This is a genomic window from Rhizobium yanglingense (assembly GCF_977109285.1).
Map to the genome: position 1 here is coordinate 218,537 of NZ_CDSAWY010000005.1, position 22,219 is coordinate 240,755.

At 60.1% G+C, this 22,219-nt stretch carries 14 protein-coding genes and 7 pseudogenes; 15 read left to right on the top strand and 6 right to left on the bottom strand.

The annotated features are described in order from the left end of the window. Positions 1-39 precede the first annotated feature (39 nt). Positions 40-1,014: a threonine ammonia-lyase gene (locus ACW4PC_RS10775; protein ID WP_455873804.1), complete on the top strand. Its 975-nt coding sequence runs from the start codon at positions 40-42 to the stop codon at positions 1,012-1,014. A gap of 17 nt (positions 1,015-1,031) precedes the next feature. Here the strand turns inward: ACW4PC_RS10775 and ACW4PC_RS10780 are convergent, their stop codons facing one another. Further along, the gene (locus ACW4PC_RS10780; protein WP_455873805.1) at positions 1,032-1,949 is read right to left on the bottom strand and encodes a LysR substrate-binding domain-containing protein; all 918 of its coding nucleotides are present in this window, start codon (positions 1,947-1,949) and stop codon (positions 1,032-1,034) included. Between the two features lie 115 nt (positions 1,950-2,064). Here ACW4PC_RS10780 and ACW4PC_RS10785 point away from each other — a divergent pair, with 115 nt between their 5' ends. Both ACW4PC_RS10785 and ACW4PC_RS10790 read left to right on the top strand, forming a co-directional pair. After that, on the top strand, positions 2,065-2,493 hold the full coding sequence (locus ACW4PC_RS10785; RefSeq protein WP_455873806.1) for a tautomerase family protein: 429 nt from the start codon (positions 2,065-2,067) through the stop codon (positions 2,491-2,493). Then, positions 2,490-3,038, top strand: a complete 549-nt coding sequence (locus ACW4PC_RS10790) for a DUF4865 family protein (RefSeq protein WP_455873807.1) — start codon at positions 2,490-2,492, stop codon at positions 3,036-3,038. Before ACW4PC_RS10785 ends, ACW4PC_RS10790 begins: the two co-directional genes overlap by 4 nt. Position 3,039: 1 nt before the next feature. Here the strand turns inward: ACW4PC_RS10790 and ACW4PC_RS10795 are convergent, their stop codons facing one another. From ACW4PC_RS10795 to ACW4PC_RS10805, 3 genes and pseudogenes are all read right to left on the bottom strand, one after another. After that, complete coding sequence (locus ACW4PC_RS10795; protein ID WP_455873808.1) at positions 3,040-3,675, bottom strand: LysE family translocator; 636 nt, start codon at positions 3,673-3,675, stop codon at positions 3,040-3,042. Between the two features lie 117 nt (positions 3,676-3,792). Next, positions 3,793-5,234 (bottom strand): annotated as a pseudogene (pyk, locus tag ACW4PC_RS10800) (pyruvate kinase). Next, positions 5,234-5,701 carry a DUF1036 domain-containing protein gene (locus ACW4PC_RS10805; RefSeq protein ID WP_455873809.1) on the bottom strand — a complete coding sequence of 156 codons (468 nt, stop codon included), beginning with the start codon at positions 5,699-5,701 and terminating at the stop codon, positions 5,234-5,236. The pseudogene pyk and the gene ACW4PC_RS10805 overlap by 1 nt, the downstream one beginning before the upstream one ends. Before the next feature lie 215 nt (positions 5,702-5,916). Here ACW4PC_RS10805 and ACW4PC_RS10810 point away from each other — a divergent pair, with 215 nt between their 5' ends. The 4 genes and pseudogenes from ACW4PC_RS10810 to ACW4PC_RS10825 all read left to right on the top strand — a co-directional run bounded on the left by ACW4PC_RS10810 (position 5,917) and on the right by ACW4PC_RS10825 (position 8,556). Continuing rightward, entirely contained in the window at positions 5,917-6,708 is a 792-nt protein-coding gene (locus tag ACW4PC_RS10810; protein WP_455873810.1) for an N-formylglutamate amidohydrolase, read from the top strand. A gap of 11 nt (positions 6,709-6,719) precedes the next feature. Continuing rightward, positions 6,720-7,025, top strand: a complete 306-nt coding sequence (locus ACW4PC_RS10815) for a DUF1244 domain-containing protein (protein ID WP_455873811.1) — start codon at positions 6,720-6,722, stop codon at positions 7,023-7,025. A gap of 91 nt (positions 7,026-7,116) precedes the next feature. Beyond that, a complete protein-coding gene (locus tag ACW4PC_RS10820) occupies positions 7,117-7,380 on the top strand; it encodes a DUF2312 domain-containing protein (protein WP_003585771.1) in 264 nt (87 codons plus the stop codon). A gap of 353 nt (positions 7,381-7,733) precedes the next feature. Further along, a pseudogene (locus ACW4PC_RS10825) lies at positions 7,734-8,556 on the top strand (alpha/beta fold hydrolase). 109 nt (positions 8,557-8,665) lie between these two features. On the opposite strand, the gene ACW4PC_RS10830 reads toward ACW4PC_RS10825, so the two are convergent. Both ACW4PC_RS10830 and ACW4PC_RS10835 read right to left on the bottom strand, forming a co-directional pair. Next, positions 8,666-10,489: a DUF882 domain-containing protein gene (locus tag ACW4PC_RS10830; protein WP_455873812.1), complete on the bottom strand. Its 1,824-nt coding sequence runs from the start codon at positions 10,487-10,489 to the stop codon at positions 8,666-8,668. A gap of 180 nt (positions 10,490-10,669) precedes the next feature. Next, the gene (locus ACW4PC_RS10835; RefSeq protein WP_455873813.1) at positions 10,670-12,217 is read right to left on the bottom strand and encodes a sigma-54-dependent transcriptional regulator; all 1,548 of its coding nucleotides are present in this window, start codon (positions 12,215-12,217) and stop codon (positions 10,670-10,672) included. A gap of 209 nt (positions 12,218-12,426) precedes the next feature. Between ACW4PC_RS10835 and ACW4PC_RS10840 the strand changes: the two are divergent. The 8 genes and pseudogenes from ACW4PC_RS10840 (at position 12,427) to hemH (ending at position 22,155) form a co-directional block, all read left to right on the top strand. Continuing rightward, positions 12,427-14,286, top strand: a pseudogene (locus ACW4PC_RS10840) (M3 family oligoendopeptidase). A gap of 291 nt (positions 14,287-14,577) precedes the next feature. After that, a complete protein-coding gene (locus ACW4PC_RS10845; RefSeq protein WP_455873814.1) occupies positions 14,578-15,738 on the top strand; it encodes an aminodeoxychorismate synthase component I in 1,161 nt (386 codons plus the stop codon). Beyond that, positions 15,735-16,361, top strand: coding sequence for an aminotransferase class IV family protein (locus ACW4PC_RS10850; RefSeq protein WP_455873815.1), 627 nt, complete (start codon positions 15,735-15,737; stop codon positions 16,359-16,361). The genes ACW4PC_RS10845 and ACW4PC_RS10850 overlap by 4 nt, the downstream gene beginning before the upstream one ends. An 88-nt stretch (positions 16,362-16,449) precedes the next feature. Further along, complete coding sequence (locus ACW4PC_RS10855; protein ID WP_455873816.1) at positions 16,450-16,734, top strand: YciI family protein; 285 nt, start codon at positions 16,450-16,452, stop codon at positions 16,732-16,734. Between the two features lie 208 nt (positions 16,735-16,942). Further along, positions 16,943-18,396: pseudogene (locus tag ACW4PC_RS10860) on the top strand (homospermidine synthase). 168 nt (positions 18,397-18,564) lie between these two features. Continuing rightward, positions 18,565-18,929 (top strand): annotated as a pseudogene (omp10, locus tag ACW4PC_RS10865) (outer membrane lipoprotein Omp10). A gap of 207 nt (positions 18,930-19,136) precedes the next feature. Further along, positions 19,137-20,998, top strand: a pseudogene (locus ACW4PC_RS10870) (5'-nucleotidase C-terminal domain-containing protein). Between the two features lie 123 nt (positions 20,999-21,121). After that, positions 21,122-22,155 (top strand): annotated as a pseudogene (gene hemH, locus ACW4PC_RS10875) (ferrochelatase). Positions 22,156-22,219: the final 64 nt, after the last annotated feature.

The following is a 22,219-nucleotide window of genomic DNA, read 5'->3' on the forward strand; positions in this document are numbered from 1 at the left end:
TCATATTCATGGATGAACTATCAGCCGAAAGAGCTCATAATGGCCAGCATTGAAATGATCGTCGCCGCTCGCGCCCGTCTCCGGGGCCATGCACGGCGAACGCCGCTTCTTTCTTCCCCATTCCTCAACGAGATCGCCCGAAGGCATGTCTTCGTGAAGGCGGAATGTCTGCAGCATTCGGGCTCGTTCAAGTTCCGCGGCGGCTGGTCGGCGGTTTCCGGCCTTGATCCTACAGTGCGCGCCAAAGGCGTTATCGCTTTTTCGTCCGGCAACCACGCGCAGGGCGTCGCCCTTGCCGCAAAGCTTCACGGCATTCCCTCCGTTATCATCATGCCGTCCGACGCGCCGGCGCTGAAGATCGACAATACCCGCGCTTTCGGTGCCGAAGTGGTGCTTTACGACCGCGCAAATGGGGATCGCGATGCGATCGGCGCCCGGTTTTCGGCTGAGCGCGGCCTCACTCTGATCAGGCCTTTCGACGAGCCGTTGGTGATTGCCGGCCAAGGCACGACCGGGCTTGAAATTGCCGAACAGGCAGAAGAGGAAGGCGTGAAGTCGGCAGAAGTGCTTGTTCCCTGCGGCGGCGGCGGTCTTACGTCCGGCATCGCGCTCGCGCTCGAAGCAAGCGCGCCGGGCTTCACCGTGCGGCCCTGCGAGCCGAAAGACTTCGACGACACCACGCGTTCACTGGCCTCCGGCAGGATCGAACGCAACGCGGCGATGACGGGCACGATCTGCGATGCAATCATGACACCGGAACCCGGCAAGATCACCTTCCCGATCCTGCAGCGGCTCGCAGGCGCGGGCATTGTCGTCACCGACGAAGAGGCGCTGCGCGCCATGGCGCTCGCATTCAAACGGCTGAAGATCGTCGTCGAGCCCGGCGGGGCGGTTGCGCTTGCCGCTGCGCTCTTCCATGGCGAGGCCCTGGAAAGCGACAACGTCATCGCCGTGACCTCAGGCGGCAATGTCGAGGCGGATATCTTTGCCGCCGCTCTCGAGAAATACGGGTAACCCAGCGAAGTTAACGCCTACGCATTCTCCGATACCCGTTGCGGCATGAAGTCCGAGATCGCCTCACCTACCGCCCGCAGCAAGATCGAAGCGAGCCGTGCCGTCGCCGGATCAGGGTCAGCTTCGGCGCGGTGAAGCACGAGGCCCAACGACGGCAGCTCCGGCAATCCCAGTTCCGCAGGCTTCAGCGGCCTGACCTTTGCCGGCAAGCCGATCGGCGTGCGTATTGTCACGCCCAACCCGGCCGCGGTCGCAGCCCACAGTCCGCCGAGGCTCGGGCTGACGAAGGCAAGCCGCCAGGCAATATTGGCCCTGTCCAGCGCATTCGTCGCAGCGGTTCGCAGGAGACAGGGCGCCTCCAGCGAGGCGAGTGGCAGCGGCTCTCCACTTGCGGCATTCCAGCCGGGCTCACCTGCGGCAGGACCGATCCAGCGCATCGGCACCTCGCCGATCTTTTCGCAATGAGCGGTCAGGGTTGCATCGCTCCAAGCGAGCGCCAGATCGAGTTTCCCCGTTGTGACCCGCTCGAGCAGTTCTGCGTTGCGGACGACTCGCGCCTCGATCCGCACTTTCGGATGGGCGCGGGCGAAACGGCCGAGAACATCGGGAAGCAGATTTTCGCCGAAGTCCTCTTGTAGGCCAAGCCGCACCCAACCTTCCAACTCGACGTTTTGGACAGCCACTGCCGCTTCGTCGTTAAGGTCAAGCAGCCGCCGGGCGTAGGCGAGCATCGTCTCGCCCGCCTCCGTCAACGCCAAGCCACGGCCCGCCTTGCGGAAAATCGGCGTACCGGCCTGCTCCTCTAGTTTCTTGAGCTGTGCGCTGACGGCCGAGGTGGAGCGCGCAAGCCGGTCCGCCGCCTTTGCAAAGTTCCCGAGTTCCATTCCAGTCGCGAAGGTTCGCAGCACATCGAGGTCGAAGACCATCCTACGCATCGCTTAATCCCATTTTTCAGGACAATTGATCCATAAAATTCTGATTTTCAGCATCATCGTGGCGTGCGAGGATCATGAAGTCAAGGTTGGATTAGCAAGGAAAAGGAGGCTCCAAATGCCTTTCGTTCGAATCTCTCTGCTGAAAGGCAAGTCGCCGGATTATCTCCGTGCGCTCTCAGACAACATTCATCGTGCCATGGTCGAGACGTTCGACGTCCCCGCAAATGACCGCTTTCAGGTCATTCATCAGCATGAGCCTGGTGAACTGATCTTCGACCGCCACTATCTCGGGGGCCCGCGTTCGGACGATTTCGTGCTCTTTTCCATCACCGCGGGCAAGCCCCGCACGACCGGGATGCGCAAGGCCTTTTACCGGCGTGCGGCCGATCTGCTTGGACAGTCTCCGGGCCTGAGACCTGAAGATGTGATGATTGTGGTCAATACCACCTCTCCGGAAGAATGGTCCTTCGCCAATGGCGAAGCCTCGATGACGGAACCAGGTTGGCAAATCCGAGCGCTCGCGCCGATGGAGCCATCCCGATGATCGCCATGCAATATGGCTTCACGCTGCCGGCGGATTACGACATGACGATCATCGATCGCCGGATCCGCGACAAGGGTCCAATGCTGGACGGCTTTTCGAATCTTGGATTCAAGGCCTACCTCAGCGCCCGCAAGGGCGAATTCGGCAGCCGGGAGAACCTCTATGCTCCATTCTATCTTTGGAAGCAGCCGGAAGGCGCCAGCGATTTCCTCACCGGGCCCGGTTTCGAAGCGCTGACGCAGTCTTTCGGCTGGCCCAAGGTAAGGCACTGGATGGTATGGAATGCCGAGGTCGCGGACTTGCGAGCCGCAAAGTTTGCAAGCTGCGATATCCTGCCGATCCCTGCCTACGCGCAGCTTGCCGAAATCCGCAAGGAGGAGGTCACGCGGTCACATGCTGAAGCGGCGCGACGTGGCGTGCTGGCCTCGATATCCGCCTTCGAGCCGTCCGGCTGGAGCCTTGTGCGCTTCACGCTTTTTCGCGACATGCCGTTGATCTCCAACGGAGACCAGATCTATCGCGTCGGCCATGTCTCCTTGCCGTAGGTCAGGTGGTCGCGCGCCGATAAAATGCCAATGACCCGGCAAGCGCGATGAGTGCGCCGCCGCTGATACGGTCAAGCCACATGGCGCCGGAATTCTTGAGCAGGCGGACAGCCTGCGCGCCGAAGGCGGCGTATCCGAACATGATCACGAAATCGATCGAGGCGAAGATGACGGCAAGCACCGAATACTGAGCAGGCTGCGGCAGCGCAGGATCGATGAACTGCGGCAGGAAGGCCGAGAAGAAAAGGTAGCCCTTGGGATTCGTGACTGCCACCATGAAGCTTTTCAGCCCGATCGCAAAGGCTGAAGCGGCGCTGCCGGCGCTTTCCACCTTCATTGCCGTTTCGATCGTCCCCTGAGAGCGCAGCATCATGATGCCGAGAAAGGCAAGATAGGCGGCACCCAAATATTTCAGCACGGAGAACCAGAATTCGGAGGCCGCAAGCAGCGCGCCGAGGCCGATCGCCACTGCACCGATCAGAACGAAATCCGAAAGCACGGCACCCAGCATGCCGGCAATCGCCCGGCGAGTGCCGTAACGCGAACCGTTGGTCAGCGCCAGGAGCACGGTCGGCCCCGGCGTTGCGATACCGACAAAAGAAACCGCAGCGAAAGCAAGAAGCGTGACGATATCCATAAGTCCCTCCAGAGCTCGGATATCGGAAGCTTGCATTTGCCGGGACCGCGATCAAGCCGAAAACGAAAAGCCCTTTTCCTTCCAAGGCAGCGAGCTGGTTCGAGCAAACGCGAAAGATCACATGCCGCTTTGGCCGTCCGAGCCGATATAGGCGATGCGGAGCATGTTGGTGGCGCCCGGCGTCCCGAGCGGCACGCCGGCCGAAATGATGATACGGTCGCCCGGCTTGCCGAAACCCTCGCGGGCGACGATGCGGCAGGCCCGGTTCACCATGTCGTCGAGATCCGTCGCGTCATGCGTGACGACGCAGTGCAGGCCCCAGACGATCGCCAGCCGGCGGGCTGTCTTGATGATCGGCGAGAGGGCCAGAACCGGCACCTGCGGGCGCTCGCGCGAAGCGCGCAGGCCTGTGGTGCCCGACGAGGTGTAACAGACGATCGCCGAAAGCTTCAGCGTCTCGGCAATCTGGCGGGCGGCGAGAGAAATCGCATCGGCACCGGTTGCTTCCGGCTGGGCGCGCTGGGCATAGATGATGCCCGGATAATGCGGTTCGCGCTCGATGGCACTGGCAATCGACGCCATCGTCGCAACGGCTTCGACCGGATAGTCGCCCGAGGCGGATTCAGCCGAAAGCATGACGGCATCCGCGCCCTCGAAAACGGCGGTCGCGACGTCCGAGACTTCGGCGCGTGTCGGCACCGGCGCGGAGATCATCGATTCCAGCATCTGGGTCGCGACGACGACCGGCTTGCCGGAGCGGCGGCAGGCGCGGATCAACTGCTTTTGGATACCCGGAACGGATTCCAGCGGCATCTCGACGCCGAGATCGCCGCGGGCGACCATCAAGGCATCCGAGAGTTCGATGATTTCTTCGATGCGCTCGATTGCCTGCGGCTTCTCGATCTTCGACATCAGGCCGACCCGACCCCTGGCGATCTTGCGGACCTCCGCGAGATCTTCCGGGCGCTGAACGAAAGAGAGCGCGACCCAGTCGACGTCATCGGTCGCCAGAACGGCATCGAGATCGATACGGTCCTTGTCCGTCAGAACACCGACGCCGAGCAGTGTGTCGGGAAGGCTGATGCCCTTCCGGTCCGATATGCTTCGTGCCGGAAATGACCGTCGTAACGATGCTCTTGCCGTCGCACTTTTCGGCGCGCAATGCGAGCTTGCCATCATCGATCAGCAGACGGTGGCCGGGCTTGACGGCTTCAAGAATTTCCGGATGCGGCAGGAAGACACGGGCTTGCATCACCGGGTGCGTCATTGTTGTCGAGCGTAAAGGTCTGGCCCGGCTTTAGTTCAACCTTGGTTTCCGCAAACTTGCCGACACGAAGCTTCGGTCCCTGCAAATCGGCCAGGATGCCAATCGGACGACCGGAGCGGGCCTCGACGGCGCGAATACGCTGGATCAGAGTGCGCATCACGTCATGGCTTGCATGGCTCATGTTGATACGGAAAACGTCGGCACCGGCCTCGTGCAGCTTTTCGATCATCGCTTCTTCGCTCGAGGCGGGGCCGAGCGTGGCGAGGATTTTCACTTTGCGGTTACGCTTCATCAATTCGGACTTTCTTGCGTGCCGGGAGTGTCGGAAAGTTGGACCATCCAGCTGCCCTGGCGGCCCGTGTCGTATTCCTTGAATCCCATCCTCTGATAACCGCGGGCATAGCAGTCCTGCACGCCCCCGATCTTGAACTCGTTTTCCGCTACGCACATCTGGATGTCACCCGTCCAACGTCCCCCCCGGGCGGCATCCTCTGCGTAAAGGTAATAGTATCGCGACTGCAATTCTCCTTCGATCAGCGTCGCGCAGGTCGTTGCCGGGACCTGCCACCAGCCTTCAGTGATCCACCCGTCCTTGGCACGGTATCCGATCGCCACACCCACAAGGTTCTGCGTGCCGTTGCAGACGCGGAAATCGGCGCGCGCAACATCGGCAGCGAAAAACGGTGAGAGGGCAGCGAATGCAAATAAGGCGAAACGGGCAATCCCGGACCGGGTGAGGAAACTTGGCGCGGCTTGCATCAACACGGCTTCCGAATGGCTCCCACGGTTATTCGTTGTCCGTGCCTTCTTGCGCCGCCATCAAACGAATGTCAACGCGATGCTAATCGATTATATTCCTTTCTAACCTGCTCGTGATCACTGACTTACCGCGGGCTGGTGCGCTTGCGCTTGAACCTGCAGCATGTGCATGCGATCAGTGACGGCGAGCGCCAAATGACGATCGGCAATTCCTGATGAATCCCTTCCAATCCTTCGAAATTCTATCTGGAAATCATGACAGCGGCATGGTGATTCTGGGCGATCACGCGATGAACCGCCTGCCTCAACGCTATGGTAGGCTCGGGCTTGCCGAATCCGCCTTCTTTCGCCATATCGCCTATGACATAGGCATCGAAGGCCTGGTGCGGGAGCTTTCCGCGAGGCTGGGGGTTCCGGCCGTTCTTGGCGGCTTCTCGCGGCTTCTAATCGACCCGAACCGCGGCGAGGACGACCCGACGCTGATCATGAAAATTTCCGACGGAGCGATTATTCCTGGCAATCATCCGATCACGGATGAGGAGTGGAACTATCGCATCGAGGCGTTCCACCGGCCCTATCACAGTGCCGTTTCCAAGACGATCGACAAGGTCGCCAACGCGACCGGCAAGGCGCCGCTCGTTCTCTCGCTTCATTCCTACACGCCTGCCTGGAAAGGCGTGCCGCGGCCATGGCATGCCGCCGTCCTCTGGGACAGTGACCACCGCGCCGTCGCCCCTTTGCTTGACATGCTGAGCCGCGATCCCGATCTCATGGTTGGCGACAACGAGCCGTATGACGGCGCGCTCAAAGGCGATACGATGTACCGGCACTGCATGGTCACCGGCATACCGCATGCGCTGCTCGAGATCCGTCAGGACCTGATCGGAAACGAGGCCGGCATTTGCGAATGGGCCGAACGCCTGGCTCCGATCTTCGCGGCCATGAATGCCGACCCGGCGCTACACGAATACGATGTCCATGTGTCGCGCACCGGCCCTTACGTATGAAGGAGAGCGAGATGACCGCACTCAGCAAGGAACAGCAGACCGAATTCGAAGCTGCCGCCTTCCGCCGCCTTGTCGCGCATTTGCGCGAACGGACCGACGTTCAGAATGTCGACCTGATGAATCTCGCGGGTTTTTGCCGCAACTGCCTGTCGAACTGGTATCGCCAAGCCGCCGAGGCTGAGGGCGTGCCGCTGTCGAAGGACGAATCGCGCGAGATCATCTACGGCATGCCCTACGAAGACTGGAAAAACCTGCACCAGAACGAGGCCTCGGACGCACAAAAAACTGCATTTGAACTGAACAAGCCGCACAAATAGGTTCATGACGCCCGATTGGACTTGACCGCGGCGCAGCTTCGCGGCAGTCACTCCCCACCGAATTCAAGACGAGAAAAATCAGGAGAACACGATGTCCGATGCTCATGGCGTCGCCCGCGATCAGCTTCGCGCTTTCATTGAGCGCATTGAACGGCTGGAAGAAGAAAAGAAGACCATCGCCGACGATATCAAGGACGTCTACGGCGAAGCAAAGGGCATGGGTTTCGACACCAAGATCCTGAAGAAGGTCGTCGCCCTTCGCAAGAAGGACGAGCAAGAGCGCATGGAAGAGGAAGCCATCCTCGATACCTATCTGCACGCGCTCGGCATGATCGAGTCCCCGCCGGAAGGCTGAGGATTGCCGTTGCCAGTTTTCAAAGCCGCCGGATTACCCCGGCGGCTTTTTGCATCATGCTTTGGAATTAGCCCGGCGTTTTCCCATTGTGGTTTGCATCCGGCGCGATAATATCCCTCCGTCGCATACTGGAACCGCGTCCGGTTCCGCTTAATTTTCAGTTAGTTGGCTTACTTGTAGCAAGCGGCTGCCGGTTTTTCTCTCAAAATAGCTGCGCGTCGCGTTACACAATGCATGCATTCCTATTCAGACATGCGCGAAGCCGCGCTTCGCTCACTCCCATCCGGTGCTTCGCACGGCGCCGAGATCAAAGCCGAAGCGAAAATCAACCCTGCTCAAGAGGAACTCAAATCATGTCGATGATTACCACGAAGGACGGAACGGAGATTTTCTACAAGGATTGGGGCAAGGGCCAGCCTATTCTTTTCTCCCACGGCTGGCCGCTCTCGGCCGATGCCTGGGATGCGCAGATGGTCTTCTTCGGCAATAACGGCTACCGCGTCATCGCGCATGACCGTCGCAGCCACGGCCGTTCGAGCCAGACCTGGGACGGCAACCACATGGACCAGTACGCCGACGACCTGGCCGAACTGATCGAGACGCTCGATCTCAAGGACCTGATCATGATCGGCCACTCCACGGGCGGCGGCGAAGTCACGCATTACCTCGGCCGCCACGGCACGAAGCCGCGTCGCCAAGGTCGTGCTGGTGGGCGCCGTGCCGCCGCTGATGGTCAAGACGGACAAGAATCCCGGCGGCTTACCGCTTGAAGTCTTTGATGGCATCCGCAAGGGCACGCTCGAAAACCGCTCGCAGTTCTACAAGGATCTCGTGACGCCCTTCTACAGCTATAATCGCGATGGCGCGAAGTTCTCCGAAGGCATCCGCGACAGTTTCTGGATGCAGGGAATGATGGGCGGATTGAAGGGGCAGCTGGATTGCATCCACGAATTCTCCGAGGTCGATTACACCGACGACCTCAAGAAGATCGACAAGCCGACGCTCATCATTCATGGCGACGATGATCAGATCGTGCCGATCGGTGCTTCCGCATTGGAGTCCTCGAAGATCGTCGAGGGCTCTATTCTCAAGGTCTACCAGGGCGCTCCCCACGGTCTTGCTGAGACGCATACCGACCGCTTCAACAAGGACGTACTCGACTTCCTGAAGGCCTGATCCTTCGGGCCATCAATCCTCCCGCCTCCAGTGCGGGAGGATGTGCCCGGCGCATAAACAAAGACCGCCGGATTTCTCCGGCGGCCTGTCGTTCATTTTGATGATTCGCTCAGTTCGTATTGAACTTGCGCACTTCCATGAAGTTCACCGCCGAGCCGCTGAAGCGCGCCGGATCGATGGAAGCGGTCTTGACGTTGAAGCCTTCGGCGTAGACGGCGGTCGGCTGGGCGCGAAGCGTCTGGCTGACGAAACGGGGTGCCTTGACCGGCTTCGTGATCATCTCCATGCGCGAATTGGTCAGCGCCCACTGCGAAATAATCTTCTGGGTCAGCTTCGGCTCGGTACGGACCGTCGCGCGGCTTGCGTCGGCAGCGGCAGCAGCCTCCTTCGTTGGGCGCCCGCCCTTGGTTGCAACGCCATTGGCAGTGGAGTCTTCGGACGTCTGCTGTAGGTCGAAGGCGTCGCCGAAGCTTGCGGATTTGACAGGAGCGAGTGCGGCAAGTTGCACCGGCGCCTTATTCTCAGCCGGCTTGGCCGCAGGCATCGCTGCGCTGATGGCCTGCTCGACGGTGGCCGGCGCAAGGGCAGCCACTCGCCTATCGACTGCATTGTTCTGATCAAGCGCTTGGGCCAGTGCCGGAGAAAGCCGGTCCGCTTCGGCTTCGTCCGCATCCGCTTGCGGATCGATTGCTGCCGCCGCAAGCAGATTTTCGGCGACCGCCGGACGTTCGGCCGGGGTTGGAACCATCGGATCGTTGGATGCGACTTCCGCATCACCCGGCGCGTTGCGCGGGCCAAGCAGCGAGGGAACCGGAACGTGATAGGCGCTGAGATCGGCGAACTGCTGCGGCTGGCCCTGCTCTTCGGTGGCAGCGGCAAGTGCCTGCTGTGCAGCATTGCCGGAATTCGGCGAAACGAGGGCATTTGCAACTTCGCCGCCGGCAAGCTGACCGGCAAAGGCTGGACGAACCTGCGGCACCGGTGCATTCACGGCGGCAACCTCAGTCGGCTGCGGCTCAGCCGCGGCAGCAGGCGCTTCGGCCTTCGGCGGCGTTGCCCTTGCAACGGCGACCGGAGCGGAATCCTCCGCGCTATCCTCTTCCTCGTCTGCGCCGCCGCCAAAGAGTGCAGCGAACAATGTCTTCGGCTTTCTCGTCTCGGCATCGCCGCCACTTGCCATGACAAGCTGATTGGTGCTTACCCGGCGCTTATAATCGGCCATCGCCTGCTGGTAGCCCGGCAGGGGCTTGCCGTCCGACGGGATATGAATGGTGTTGCCGTTCGGGAAAAGCTGCGCCAGTTCCTGGCGGCTCATGCGCGGCCAGGCGCGAACGCCGCCGACATCCATGTGCACGAAGGGAGAACCGGACTTCGGATAGAAGCCAACGCCGCCGACCTGCATTTTCATGCCGATCGCACGCAGCTTTGCAAGCTTCACATCCGGAATGAAGAAGTCCATCGCCTTGCCGAGCATATGCTGGCTCTTTTCCGCAACGCCGGAATTTCGCGAACGGGACTTGAGCATTGAATTGGTGGCGGGCGAACGGAAGCCGCAGACAACGTTGATGTAGTCCCTGGAACCGCTCTGGCGGTAGACTTCCCAAATAAGATCGAAAAGATGGGGGTCCATCTTCGTCGGCTGGTTCTTGCGCCAGTCGCGAAGGAATCGGTTCAGCTGCCCAAGACCCTTCGGGTCGAACCTGCCATTGCGTTTGTAGGTGATGACAGCCTTTTCGCCGGTATGGATGAAGTAGAGTTTTAGACTGCGCGTCTCGCCCGCTGCCTCGGACGGCGTGCCAACGAATACTGGTGAGGAAACCGCGAGTGCGAGAAGGACAGCCGTGGCCGTCCTAACCGCCTTTCCGCCAATGTCGGCGCACACCGTACGCCAGCTCAAGCGCGAAGGCTTGGTGTTCTCATTCAGATCCGGCAAACTCAATCCCCGTCAGACTGCCCAGGTCCCCGAACTGTCCCAATGACTGTCAATTGCGGTGACACGATGGCAAAAATGCCACACACGATCAACCTTTTCTTTACATAGTCAACGATCGACTAACAAGTGGTTTATATCGGGTAACAAAACATGCTTGCGGGAATATTAATGGAACGCCGCTTATGCCGCATCTTTCTGGGGATTGTCGGGATCGATGCCGTAATCCTTGAGCTTTCTGTAAAGCGTTGAGCGTCCTATGCCGAGTTTTCTGGCCACTTGACTCATCTGGCCGCGATAGAATTTCAGCGCGAATCGAATCAATTCTTCCTCGACATCGGCAAGTTTGCGCACCTCGCCGGCCGGATTGACGCTTGCGATCGCATTCTCCGGCATCTCCTCGTGGTGCCCACGCGACTCGCTTGCAGAAACCTGCGGAACGTGAAATTCCGCAAACTCCACCTCGTGCTCGCGATACGTATTGTCCGCAACCAGCGCCAGATGATCGACCACGTCATATTGCGGCAGTTGGGCAGCGATCTGGGGAAAATCCGCTTCGCTGAGCTCGTGGCCCTCGGCAAGCACGACGGCGCGGAAGATCGCGTTCTCGAGCTGGCGGATGTTGCCCGGCCAGTCATAGGCCGTCAGCAATGCCAACGCACCCGCGCTGACCGTCATGCGATGGCCATTTTTCTGTTCGGACGAGAAGCGGTCGGCAAAGACGCGCACCAGATTCGGAATGTCCTCCTTGCGCTTGCGCAGCGCCGGAATGGTGATCGGAAAGACATTGAGGCGATAATAGAGGTCTTCGCGGAAGTGGCCGTTTTTCACTTCCTCGATCAGGTCCTTGTTCGTCGCGGAAATGAGCCGGACATTGACCTTGTGCGCCGTGCGTGCGCCGACGGTCTCGACTTCGCCCTGCTGCACGGCTCGCAGCAGCTTGACCTGCACGTCGAGCGGCAGATCGCCGATTTCATCGAGGAAGATCGTGCCGCCGTCAGCCTCCATGAACTTGCCCATATGGCGCTCGGTTGCACCGGTGAACGCGCCCTTTTCATGGCCGAAGAGGATGCTCTCGACGAGGTTGTGCGGAATGGCGCCGCAGTTCACCGTGACGAAGGGCTTACCCGAGCGGTCGCCGCCGGACTGGATGGCACGCGCAACCAGCTCCTTGCCGACGCCGGACTCGCCTTCGAGCACGACCGGAATGTTGGATTGCGCCGCTCGCTGCGCCAGATCGATGACGCGGATCATCGCCGGGCTTGCCGAAACAATGTCGTCGAAACCGACAAGGCCGGAGCGCGAACGGCGGCCCGAGCGGGCCCGCACTTCGCGCTGGTCCAGCTTCATTGCGTTGGCGATCGAGGTTGCGATGCGCTCGGGTGAAACGGGCTTGACCACGAAATCGAAGGCGCCGGCACGCATGGCCTGCACCACCGTTTCAATGCCGCCCTGCCCGGTCTGCACGATCACCGGGATCTGCGTGCCGAGTTCATGGAGCGCTTCGAGGAATTCGAGGCCGGTCATTTCCGGCATCATCAGGTCGAGAAGGATGACGTTGAAGAGACCACTGTCGCGCTTGACCATCTCCAGGCCGATGCGGCCGTTCTCAGCCTGATGGACGACATGCCCGTGACGCTCGATTGCGTTCTTCAGCAGACGGCGTTGTACCGGGTCGTCCTCGACCACGAGAATCTGCCCTGCACCCTTGAGCTCACTATAACCGGTCATTGTCGCCTCACTTCATGCGAAACCTGCGGCGCACTCTGGCAGAAAGGCTTGAACATCCAGTTTTGAGAAATAATTGCATTTTAACGATTGTGGCGATACCGAATCCGTATCGAAGCGGGGCCTCCGGCATCCCGAAAGCCCCTTGATACGGGGCCTTCCGGCGCTTAGACAGTCAGACACTGTTCGAAATGAGGAAGAGGAACCCAGCCATGAATTTCGTGCTCCCCGGCGCCGGTCTTAATTTTTCGGCAACAGTTGCCTCGGCCGCGGCTGATCCGGCGCTCGGCGACCTCCCGATCTGGAAGCTGCAGGATCTCTACCCTTCCGCCACCTCGACCGCCTTCACCAGCGACATGGAAAAGGCAGGCCGCAACGCGCTCGCCTTCGAGGAAAAATGGAAGGGCAAGCTTGCCGATGCAGCGGCCAAGAAGGGCGCTGGAGGCATCGGCGACGGCGCTGAAGGAATACGAGGCGCTGGACGATCTCATCGGCCGTCTCGGCTCTTTTGCCGGCCTCACCTATTTCTCCGATACGACCAACCCGGTAAACGGCAAGCTCTACGGCGACGTCCAGGCGAAGATCACCGAATTCTCCGGCCACCTTCTCTTCTTCGCGCTGGAGCTGAACCGCATCGACGACGCGGTGATGGACGCATGCATGGCAAACGACCCCGAGGCCGGCCATTACCGCCCCTGGCTGATCGACCTGCGCAAGGACAAGCCCTACCAGCTGGAAGACAAGCTGGAACAGCTCTTTCTCGAAAAGTCGATGACGAGTGCGGCTGCGTTCAACCGCCTCTTCGACGAGACCATGGCCGAGCTCCGCTACGATATCGACGGCGAGAAAGTGCCGCTCGAAGTCGCGCTCAATCTTGTTGCAGGACAAGGATCCGGAAGCGCGCCGCAAGGCGGCAATGGCGCTCGCCGAAACCTTCAAGGCGAATATCCGCACCTTCACGTTGATCACCAATACGCTTGCCAAGGACAAGGATATTTCCGATCGCTGGCGCGGTTTCGAAGATATCGCCGACAGCCGTCATCTGGCGAACCGCGTCGAGCGCGACGTGGTCGATGCGCTGGCAGCTGCCGTCAAGCAGGCCTATCCGCGCCTGTCGCACCGCTATTACAAGATGAAGGCGAAGTGGCTTGGAATGGACCAGATGGATTTCTGGGACCGCAATGCGCCGCTTGCCGGAAACCTCCAATGCAGTGATTTCCTGGGGCGAAGCGAAGGAGACCGTTCTTTCGGCCTACGGCAATTTCGCGCCGGAAATGGCGGCCATCGCCAAGCGCTTCTTCGACGAGCAGTGGATCGACGCGCCCGTGCGTCCCGGCAAGGCGCCCGGCGCCTTCTCTCACCCCACGGTTCCCTCAGCGCACCCCTATGTGCTGGTCAACTACATGGGCAAGCCGCGGGATGTGATGACGCTTGCCCATGAACTCGGCCACGGCGTTCATCAGGTGCTGGCCGGTGCACAGGGCGCGCTGATGTGCCAGACCCCGCTGACGCTTGCCGAAACCGCATCCGTCTTCGGCGAGATGCTGACCTTCCGCGCACTGCTTGACAAGACGACGGACACAGCGCGAGCGCAAGGCGATGCTCGCCCAAAAGGTCGAGGACATGATCAACACGGTCGTGCGCCAGATCGCCTTCTACGAATTCGAACGCAAGCTGCACACGGCCCGCAAGGCAGGCGAACTGACCGCCGAGGATATCGGCGAACTCTGGCTTTCGGTTCAGTCGGAAAGCCTTGGTCCGGCGATCAGGATCTCCGAGGGATACGAGACCTACTGGGCCTATATCCCCCACTTCATCCACTCGCCCTTCTATGTCTACGCCTATGCCTTCGGCGACTGCCTGGTGAACTCGCTCTATGCCGTCTACCGGAAAGCCGACACAGGACTTCCAGGACGAAATATTTCGAGCTTCTGAAGGCCGGTGGCACCAAGCATCACTCTGAACTCCTGAAGCCTTTCGGCCTCGACGCCACCGATCCGTCGTTCTGGAGCAAGGGTCTGTCGATGATTGAGGGGCTGATCGATGAATTGGAAGCGCTTGATAAGGCTTAAGACGCAACTCAAGGTCAGGGGCTAACCGAAAGCCCTGACCTTGAGCTTCGGCCGTCGGTGCAAGCAGCCAGGCGGCATTGTGCAACGCTTACGAGGAACGATGAAGGCAACCCCTTCTCCCTCATTCCTGTGCTTGTCACAGGAATCCAGTGCGCCCAAGGCCTTGGGGGCGGGAGATTCTTTGAAACGAAAAAAGTCATTCGCGACGCGGATGCGCCGTGGCTGGAACCCTGTGACAAGCACCGAAATGAGGAAATCCGGAGCGACCGGTCTCCGCAAACGGGAGCGCGGATGACAATTTCTCAGTCTTGCATCCTCTTCCGCGACGACACGACCGGCGAAGTCATGCTCTTTGCCGATCCCGCCGAGATCATCATCGCCCGGACGCGTGCCGAATTTTTCGCCGGCCTCGCGCGGATGGAGACGGCCAAGACCGAAGGAAAATGGCTGGCAGGATATCTGTCTTACGAAGCGGGCTATCTCTTTGAGGAAAAACTGGCGGGCTTCGTAGAAGAGAACAGGCAGACGCCGTTGCTCTGCTTCGGCATCTTCGACGCCCCGCACAAGGACGGTCGTCCGCTCGCGCAGCCGAAACAGCGTCTCGACAACGAGGAATTCCTGACAGCGCCCAAAGCCGCTTGGGCATTCCCCGCATACAAAGACCGCTTCGAGCGATTGCATCGGTATCTGCGCCAGGGCGATTGCTATCAAGCAAACCTCACCATGCCCATCGAAGCACGTTGGAATGGAGATCCGCGCGCCGCCTTCTGGTCGTTGATCGAACGTCAGCCGGTGAAATACGGTGCGCTCGTCGATCTCGGCGGCCCCGTCATCCTGTCCCGCTCTCCCGAGCTCTTCTTCCGAACGGACGAGGGAGGCTGGATCGAGACGCATCCGATGAAAGGCACCGCCAAGCGCGGCGCCGATGCGGCCGAAGATGCCGCCATCGTCGCGGCGATGCGGCACGATATAAAGACACAAGCCGAAAACCGGATGATCGTCGACCTGCTTCGAAATGACATCTCGCGCATCACGGAGGTCGGTACGCTCGATGTTCCGAAGCTCTTCGAGATCGAGACCTACCCCACACTGCACCAAATGGTAAGCCATGTGCAGGCGAAACTTCTTCCCGACCTTTCCATCCGCGATATCTTCGCCGCCCTCTTCCCCTGCGGCTCGATCACCGGCGCACCGAAGCTCAGCGCCATGCACATCCTGCACGAACTCGAAGACACGCCACGCGACGCCTATTGCGGCGCGATCGGCATGATCTCTCCGGCAGGCGCCATGCGCTTTTCGGTTGCGATCCGCACGATCAGCCTTTTTGAGGATGGCAGGGCAATCTTCAATGTCGGTGGCGGCATCGTCTTCGATTCCACTGCGGAGGCCGAATATGAAGAATGCCTGCTCAAGGCGCGTTTTGCGATCGGCGACCAGGAAATCGCGCGATGAGCGACTTCTCGCTGATTGAGACATTGCGGTTTGAACCGGGGACCGGCTTCATGCGCCTGCGGCTGCATCTTGCCCGTCTGACGCGCTCGGCCCGGCGGATCGGCTTTGCCGAGCCGCGACATGCGCTCGATGAGCTCAATGCCTCCGTCCAAGGCGCGACGGGCGCTCTGCGCATCCGGCTGACCTTCGATGCGCAGGGCCGCATAGAAGTCACGACCGCGCCTTTCACACCGCTTGCGCCAGGCACGGTGTGGAACATCCGCATCGCTTCGACCCGCCTCGACAGCGCCGACAAGCTGCTGCGGATCAAGACCACCCGCCGCACGGTCTACGAAGCCGCCCGCGCCGAATACGCGCCGCAGCAGGCGGACGAAGTGCTGATGCTGAACGAACGTGGCGACGTCTGCGAAGGCACGATCACTTCAGTCTTCCTCGGCGATGGTTCCGGCATCCTTCGCACCCCGCCGATTTCCTGCGGCCTGCTGGCTGGCGTGCTGCGCACCGAGTTGATCTGTCAGCGCAAAGCGCGCGTCGGTCGCATCCGGCTGGACGATTTGAACAACGGCCAGATCTACGTTGGAAATTCGCTTCGCGGCCTCATCCCTGCACGGCTTGTCATCTAAGCCGCGAAAATCCTAACAAGAAGATGGATGGCAACGTTCCAATCGAATATTCAACAGATCCGCAACGGTAGGCCGGAAGGATTTTGCCATGTTCATGCTGGCGCTCACCTATGTGAAGCCGAACGAAGAGGCCGATAAGCACATGGAGCCGCATATGGCCTGGGTCAAGGAAGGCTATGCCAAAGGCTGGTTCCTTGCTTCCGGCCGCAAGGTTCCCCGCACCGGCGGCGTCATCCTCGCTATCGGCAATCGTGCCGAGATCGAGGCCTATGTCGCCGCCGATCCATTCATGGTTCACGGCGTTGCAGAATATGAGATCACAGAAGTCGCGGTGACGACGGTGGCCGCGGGGCTGGATATCCTGAAAAACTAGAGTTTCATGCAAAGGGGCTGACGCTGCACAAGGCCGCGCTCGTTACGGAGCTTGCCCATGTTCGCTCGCTGATAAATCCATTTCCGGCCCAAACGCTCTTTATTGTGACGCCGATTTATGGTTAGAGCCGGTCACCTCGCATTCTCGCGCCATTTCAGAAGAATTCTTAAAGGTTCATCGCCTTCGTCACCTTCCATAGGAGAAAAGAATGACGGAACAGACCCACCCGGTATATGCCGAAATTACCGGTCCGATCGTGATGATCGGCTTTGGCTCCATCGGCCGCGGCACGCTGCCGCTGATCGAGCGCCACTTCAAATTCGACAAGAGCCGGATGGTTGTCATCGACCCGCGCGACGAGCCGGCCGACATGGAGATCCTGAAGAAGTACGGTGTCCTCCACATCAAAGAATACGTGACGAAGGACAATTACAAGGATCTCCTGAAGCCGCTTCTGACCAAAGGCGGCGGTCAAGGCTTCTGCGTCAATCTCTCGGTCGATACCGGCTCGCTCGACATCATGAAGCTCTGCCGCAAGCTCGACGTACTCTATATCGACACCGTCGTGGAACCCTGGCTCGGCTTCTATTTCGACAAGAACATGAAGAACGCCGACCGCACCAATTATGCGCTGCGCGAAACCGTCCGCAAGGAAAAGGCAAAGAACCCTGGCGGTGCTACCGCCGTTTCCACCTGCGGCGCAAACCCAGGCATGGTGTCCTGGTTCGTCAAGCAGGCGCTCGTCAACCTCGCCAACGAAATCGGCGTGAAGTTCGACGAGCCGGATCAGCACGACCGTGAAGGCTGGGCGAAGCTGATGAAGAAGGTCGGCGTCAAGGGCATCCACATTGCCGAACGCGACACGCAGCGCACCAAGCATCCGAAGCCACTCAACGTCTTCTGGAATACCTGGTCGGTCGAAGGCTTCATCTCCGAAGGCATGCAGCCCGCAGAGCTCGGCTGGGGCACCCATGAAAACTGGATGCCGAAGAACGCCAAGAAGCAGAAAAAGGGCTGCAAGGCCGCGATCTATCTGGAGCAGCCGGGCGCCAATACCCGCGTGCGCACCTGGTGCCGACGCCTGGTCCGCAATACGGTTTCCTTGTCACTCACAACGAGTCGATTTCGATCGCCGATTATTTCACGGTCCGCGACAAGGATGGCGAAGTCACGTTCCGCCCGACCTGCCACTATGCCTACCATCCGGCCAACGATGCGATCCTGTCGCTGCATGAGATGTTCGGTAACGGCGGCACGTCGCAGCCGGTCCACCACGTTCTCGACGAAGACGAACTGGAGGACGGCATCGACGAACTCGGTGTGCTCCTCTACGGCCACGAGAAGAACGCCTACTGGTTCGGCTCGCGCCTGTCGCTCGAAGAAACCCGCCGCATCGCGCCCTATCAGAATGCGACCGGCCTGCAGGTGACCTCTGCCGTTCTCGCAGGCATGGTCTGGGCTCTCGAACATCCGAAGGCCGGTATCGTCGAAGCCGACGAGATCGACTACAAGCGCTGCCTCGAAGTGCAGCTGCCTTATCTCGGCCCGGTTGAAGGTCACTACACCGACTGGACGCCGCTTAATGGTCGTCCGGGCCTCTTCCCGGAAGACATCGACACCAAGGATCCCTGGCAGTTCAAAAACATCCTGGTTCGTGCGTAACCGGGCATTCAAATCCGCATCGATGCCCGCCGAAAGGCGGGCATTTTTGTAACGCCTGCCGCGTAATTTCGCTTCATCGTTGCAGGAGGCTTGCCATGGCGGCGGGCTCGCGCCATGTTTTCAAGACTTTCGCGGATAAAGTCCGCTCCGAATCGCCGGGAGAACCATATGACGTTCAGACACATTCTCGTCCTTGCGGGTGCAGCAGCAGCGCTTGTCCGCCTGCGTCTCAGACCGCCCCATGCCGGTAGCGACACGCGCCGCGCCGAGCGGCGTCGAGGGTTCCTGGGCCGATCCGAATGGTATCATTTCCACCTTCCAGGCAGGCACCTTCACCACCCGCACGACCGACAGCAACCAGCTGCTCGCGTCCGGCACCTATATCAACACCTCACCGTCACTGGTCGAAATCAGCATGACATCGCTGGTTGCGCAAGACGCAGTCGAAGGTCAATTGCGCGCTCGTCAACCAAAGTCAGCTGAACTGCACCTCGGATGCAGGTTCGCAATTCACGTTGACGCGCCGCATGTAATTTCCCCCGACTTTCAAGAAGAAGCTCTCCTTTGCGGGAGCTTTTTTCGTTCTTGCCTCTTGGAAACGCCCCGAGAACAACAGCTTTTTTTGTACTTGCGGTCGGTCATCGTTGATGAAAACATCCGCACGCCGGGTAGCCGCCAAACGATTAAGGGAAGGACGAAGTCAGGGGTACGGGGCTTCGCCATTAAATCAGGAGAACAGTATGACCAAGTCATTTAGCTTCGGTCTGTTGACCCGCATCGATGCTGGCGGTTAGCGCTGGCGCAGCCTTCGCGGACTACCAGCTCAATATTCTTCATATCAATGATTTCCATTCACGCATCGAACCGATCAATAAGTTCGATTCCACCTGCTCGGCGGAGGACGAAGGCAAGAACGCGTGCTTCGGGGGCGCCGCCCGCTTGAAGACCGCGATCGACCAGCGCCGCCAGGCGCTGTCCGGCCAGAACGTCCTGCTTTTGAACGCTGGCGACAACTTTCAGGGTTCGCTCTTCTACACGACCTACAAAGGTACTGCGGAAGCCGAGATGCTGAATGCCATGAAGTTCGATGTCATGACCGTCGGCAACCATGAATTTGACGACAGCGAGGACGGCCTCGCCGCCTTCCTCGACAAGGTCCAGTTCCCGGTTATTTCCGCAAACGTCCTTGCCGCCGACGGCTCGAAGCTCGGCGATCGCATCAAGCCTTCGCTGGTGCTCGATGTCGGCGGGCAGAAGATCGGCATCGTCGGCGCCGTCGGCCAATGATACCGAAGAGCTTTCCTCTCCAGGCCCCAAAGTGATGATTGCCGAGGACGTCCAGACGATCAGCGCGGCCGTCCAGGAATTGAAGGCCCAGGGCATCAACAAGATCATCGCGCTCACCCATGTCGGCTATCCGCGCGATCTCGCAGCCATCGCCAAGATTGCGGATGTCGATGTCGTCGTTGGCGGCCACTCGCACAGCCTGCTTTCGAACACCGATCCGAAGGCGGAAGGCCCCTACCCGACGATGGTGGACAATCCGGGCGGCTACAAGGTGCCCGTCGTGCAGGCGGCATCCTACAGCAAGTATCTCGGTGATCTCGTCGTCGACTTCGACGACAGCGGCGTCGTCAAGAGTGCCAAGGGCGATCCGATCCTGATCGACTCCTCCTTCACGCCTGACCCGGCCCTTGTTGCCCGTATCCAGGAACTGGCAAAACCGATCGAAGAACTCCGCAAGAAGGTCATCGGCTCGTCCGAGGCCCCGATCGAGGGCGACCGCACCGTTTGCCGCGTCAAGGAGTGCTCGATGGGCAACCTCGTTGCCGATGCCATGCTCGACCGCACGAAGAACCAGGGCATACAGATCGCCATCCAGAACGGCGGCGGCCTTCGCGCCTCGATCGACGGCGGCGATATCACCCAGGGCGAAGTCATCACCGTGCTGCCGTTCCAGAACACGGTGGCCACCTTCCAGCTGACGGGCGCAGACATCGTCACGGCGCTAGAAAACGGTGTCAGCCAGATCGACGAGGGCGCCGGCCGCTTCGCGCAGGTCGCTGGCCTGAAGTACAGCTTCGACAAGTCGAAGCCGGCGGGCAGCCGCGTCAGCGGCGTTGAGGTCAAGGAGGGCGACAACTTCGCACCGATCGATCCGGCCAAGACCTACGGCGTCGTCACCAACAATTTCATGCGCGCCGGCGGGGATGGCTATTCGATCTTCGAAACAGCCGGCAAGAATGCCTATGACTTCGGTCCGGATCTCGCCGACGTGACGGTCGAATATCTGGCAGCCCATAACCCTTACAAGCCCTACACCGACGGCCGCATAGCGCAAGCCGCCCCGGCTGCAACCGCTGCACCTGCCGCGCCGGCTGCTCCATCCGCTCAAGCTCCAGCCGCAACTGCGCCAGCTGCCAGCGCGCCGGCTGCGGCAACGCCGGCAAGCCATGTCATCGCCGCAGGTGATACCCTTTGGGATCTTGCCAAGCAGTTTTACGGCGATGGCGAGCTCTGGAAGAAAATTTCCGAAGCCAACGGCAATCCCGATCCGCGTCGCCTGATGGTCGGCAAGGAGCTGCAGGTTCCCGCGAAGTAAGGCAATTGTCTGGATGTTGAAGACCGGTCCGGGGTTCCCCGGGCCGGTTTTTCCACTTATAGGGATAAACCACCGCGCCGGCTGCCTATGAGCGGGAAGGGACGATCAAACGTTGGGGCCAAGATGACCATTGCACCTTCATACCTTCCGGCGGAGCATCCTCCGGTCAAATTCGGCAAGGTCGAGTCCTTCTCGTCAATCTCGGCACGCCCGACGGCACCGACTACACGTCGATGCGGCGCTATCTGCGCGAATTCCTGACCGACAGGCGCGTCATCGAATGGTCACCGTTGAAATGGTATCCGATCCTCTTCGGCATCGTCCTGAACACCCGCCCGCAGAAGGTTGGCAAGGCTTACGAGACGATCTGGAACAAGGATAAGAACGAGAGCTTTCTGCGCACCTATACACGCAACCAGTCCGATCTCATGGCCGCGCGTCTGAAGGACCTGCCGAATGTAAGGGTAGACTGGGCTATGCGTTACGGCACGCCCTCGATCGCTTCGCGCATCAACGCTCTGAAAGACGAAGGCTGCGACCGCATCGTTCTTTTCCCGCTCTATCCGCAATATGCGGCAGCGACGACCGCCACGGTCAACGACAAGGCATTCCAGCATCTCTTGAAGATGCGCTGGCAGCCGGCATTGCGCACGGTGCCGGACTATCACGACGACGAGACCTATATCGAAGCGCTCGCCAGTTCGGTGACAAAGCATCTTGCGGGGCTCGACTGGGAACCGGAGGTGATCCTCGCCTCGTTTCACGGTATCCCGCTCTCCTATTCCGAGCAGGGCGATCCCTACTTCTTCCAATGCCAGAAGACAGGGCAGTTGCTTCGCGAAGCGCTCGGGCTTGCGAAGGAGAAGTTCATGATCACCTTCCAGTCCCGCTTCGGGCCGGAAGAATGGTTGCAGCCCTATACCGACAAGACCGTCGAAAAGCTGGCGCAGGACGGCGTCAAACGCATCGCCGTTCTCAATCCAGGTTTCGTCTCCGACTGCCTGGAAACACTGGAAGAGATTGCCGAGCAGGCGGCCCATTCCTTTCATGAGAACGGAGGCGAGAAGTTTGCGCATATTCCATGCCTCAACGACAGTGAGGACGGGATGCGCGTGCTGGAAGTTGTCGTGCGCCGCGAACTGCTGGGTTGGGTCTGAGACGGACGTCTGCTGCCAGCCGCGCCCGGGTCTTCGGCCTGCTGTCTAAAACCTTGGCGTGCGC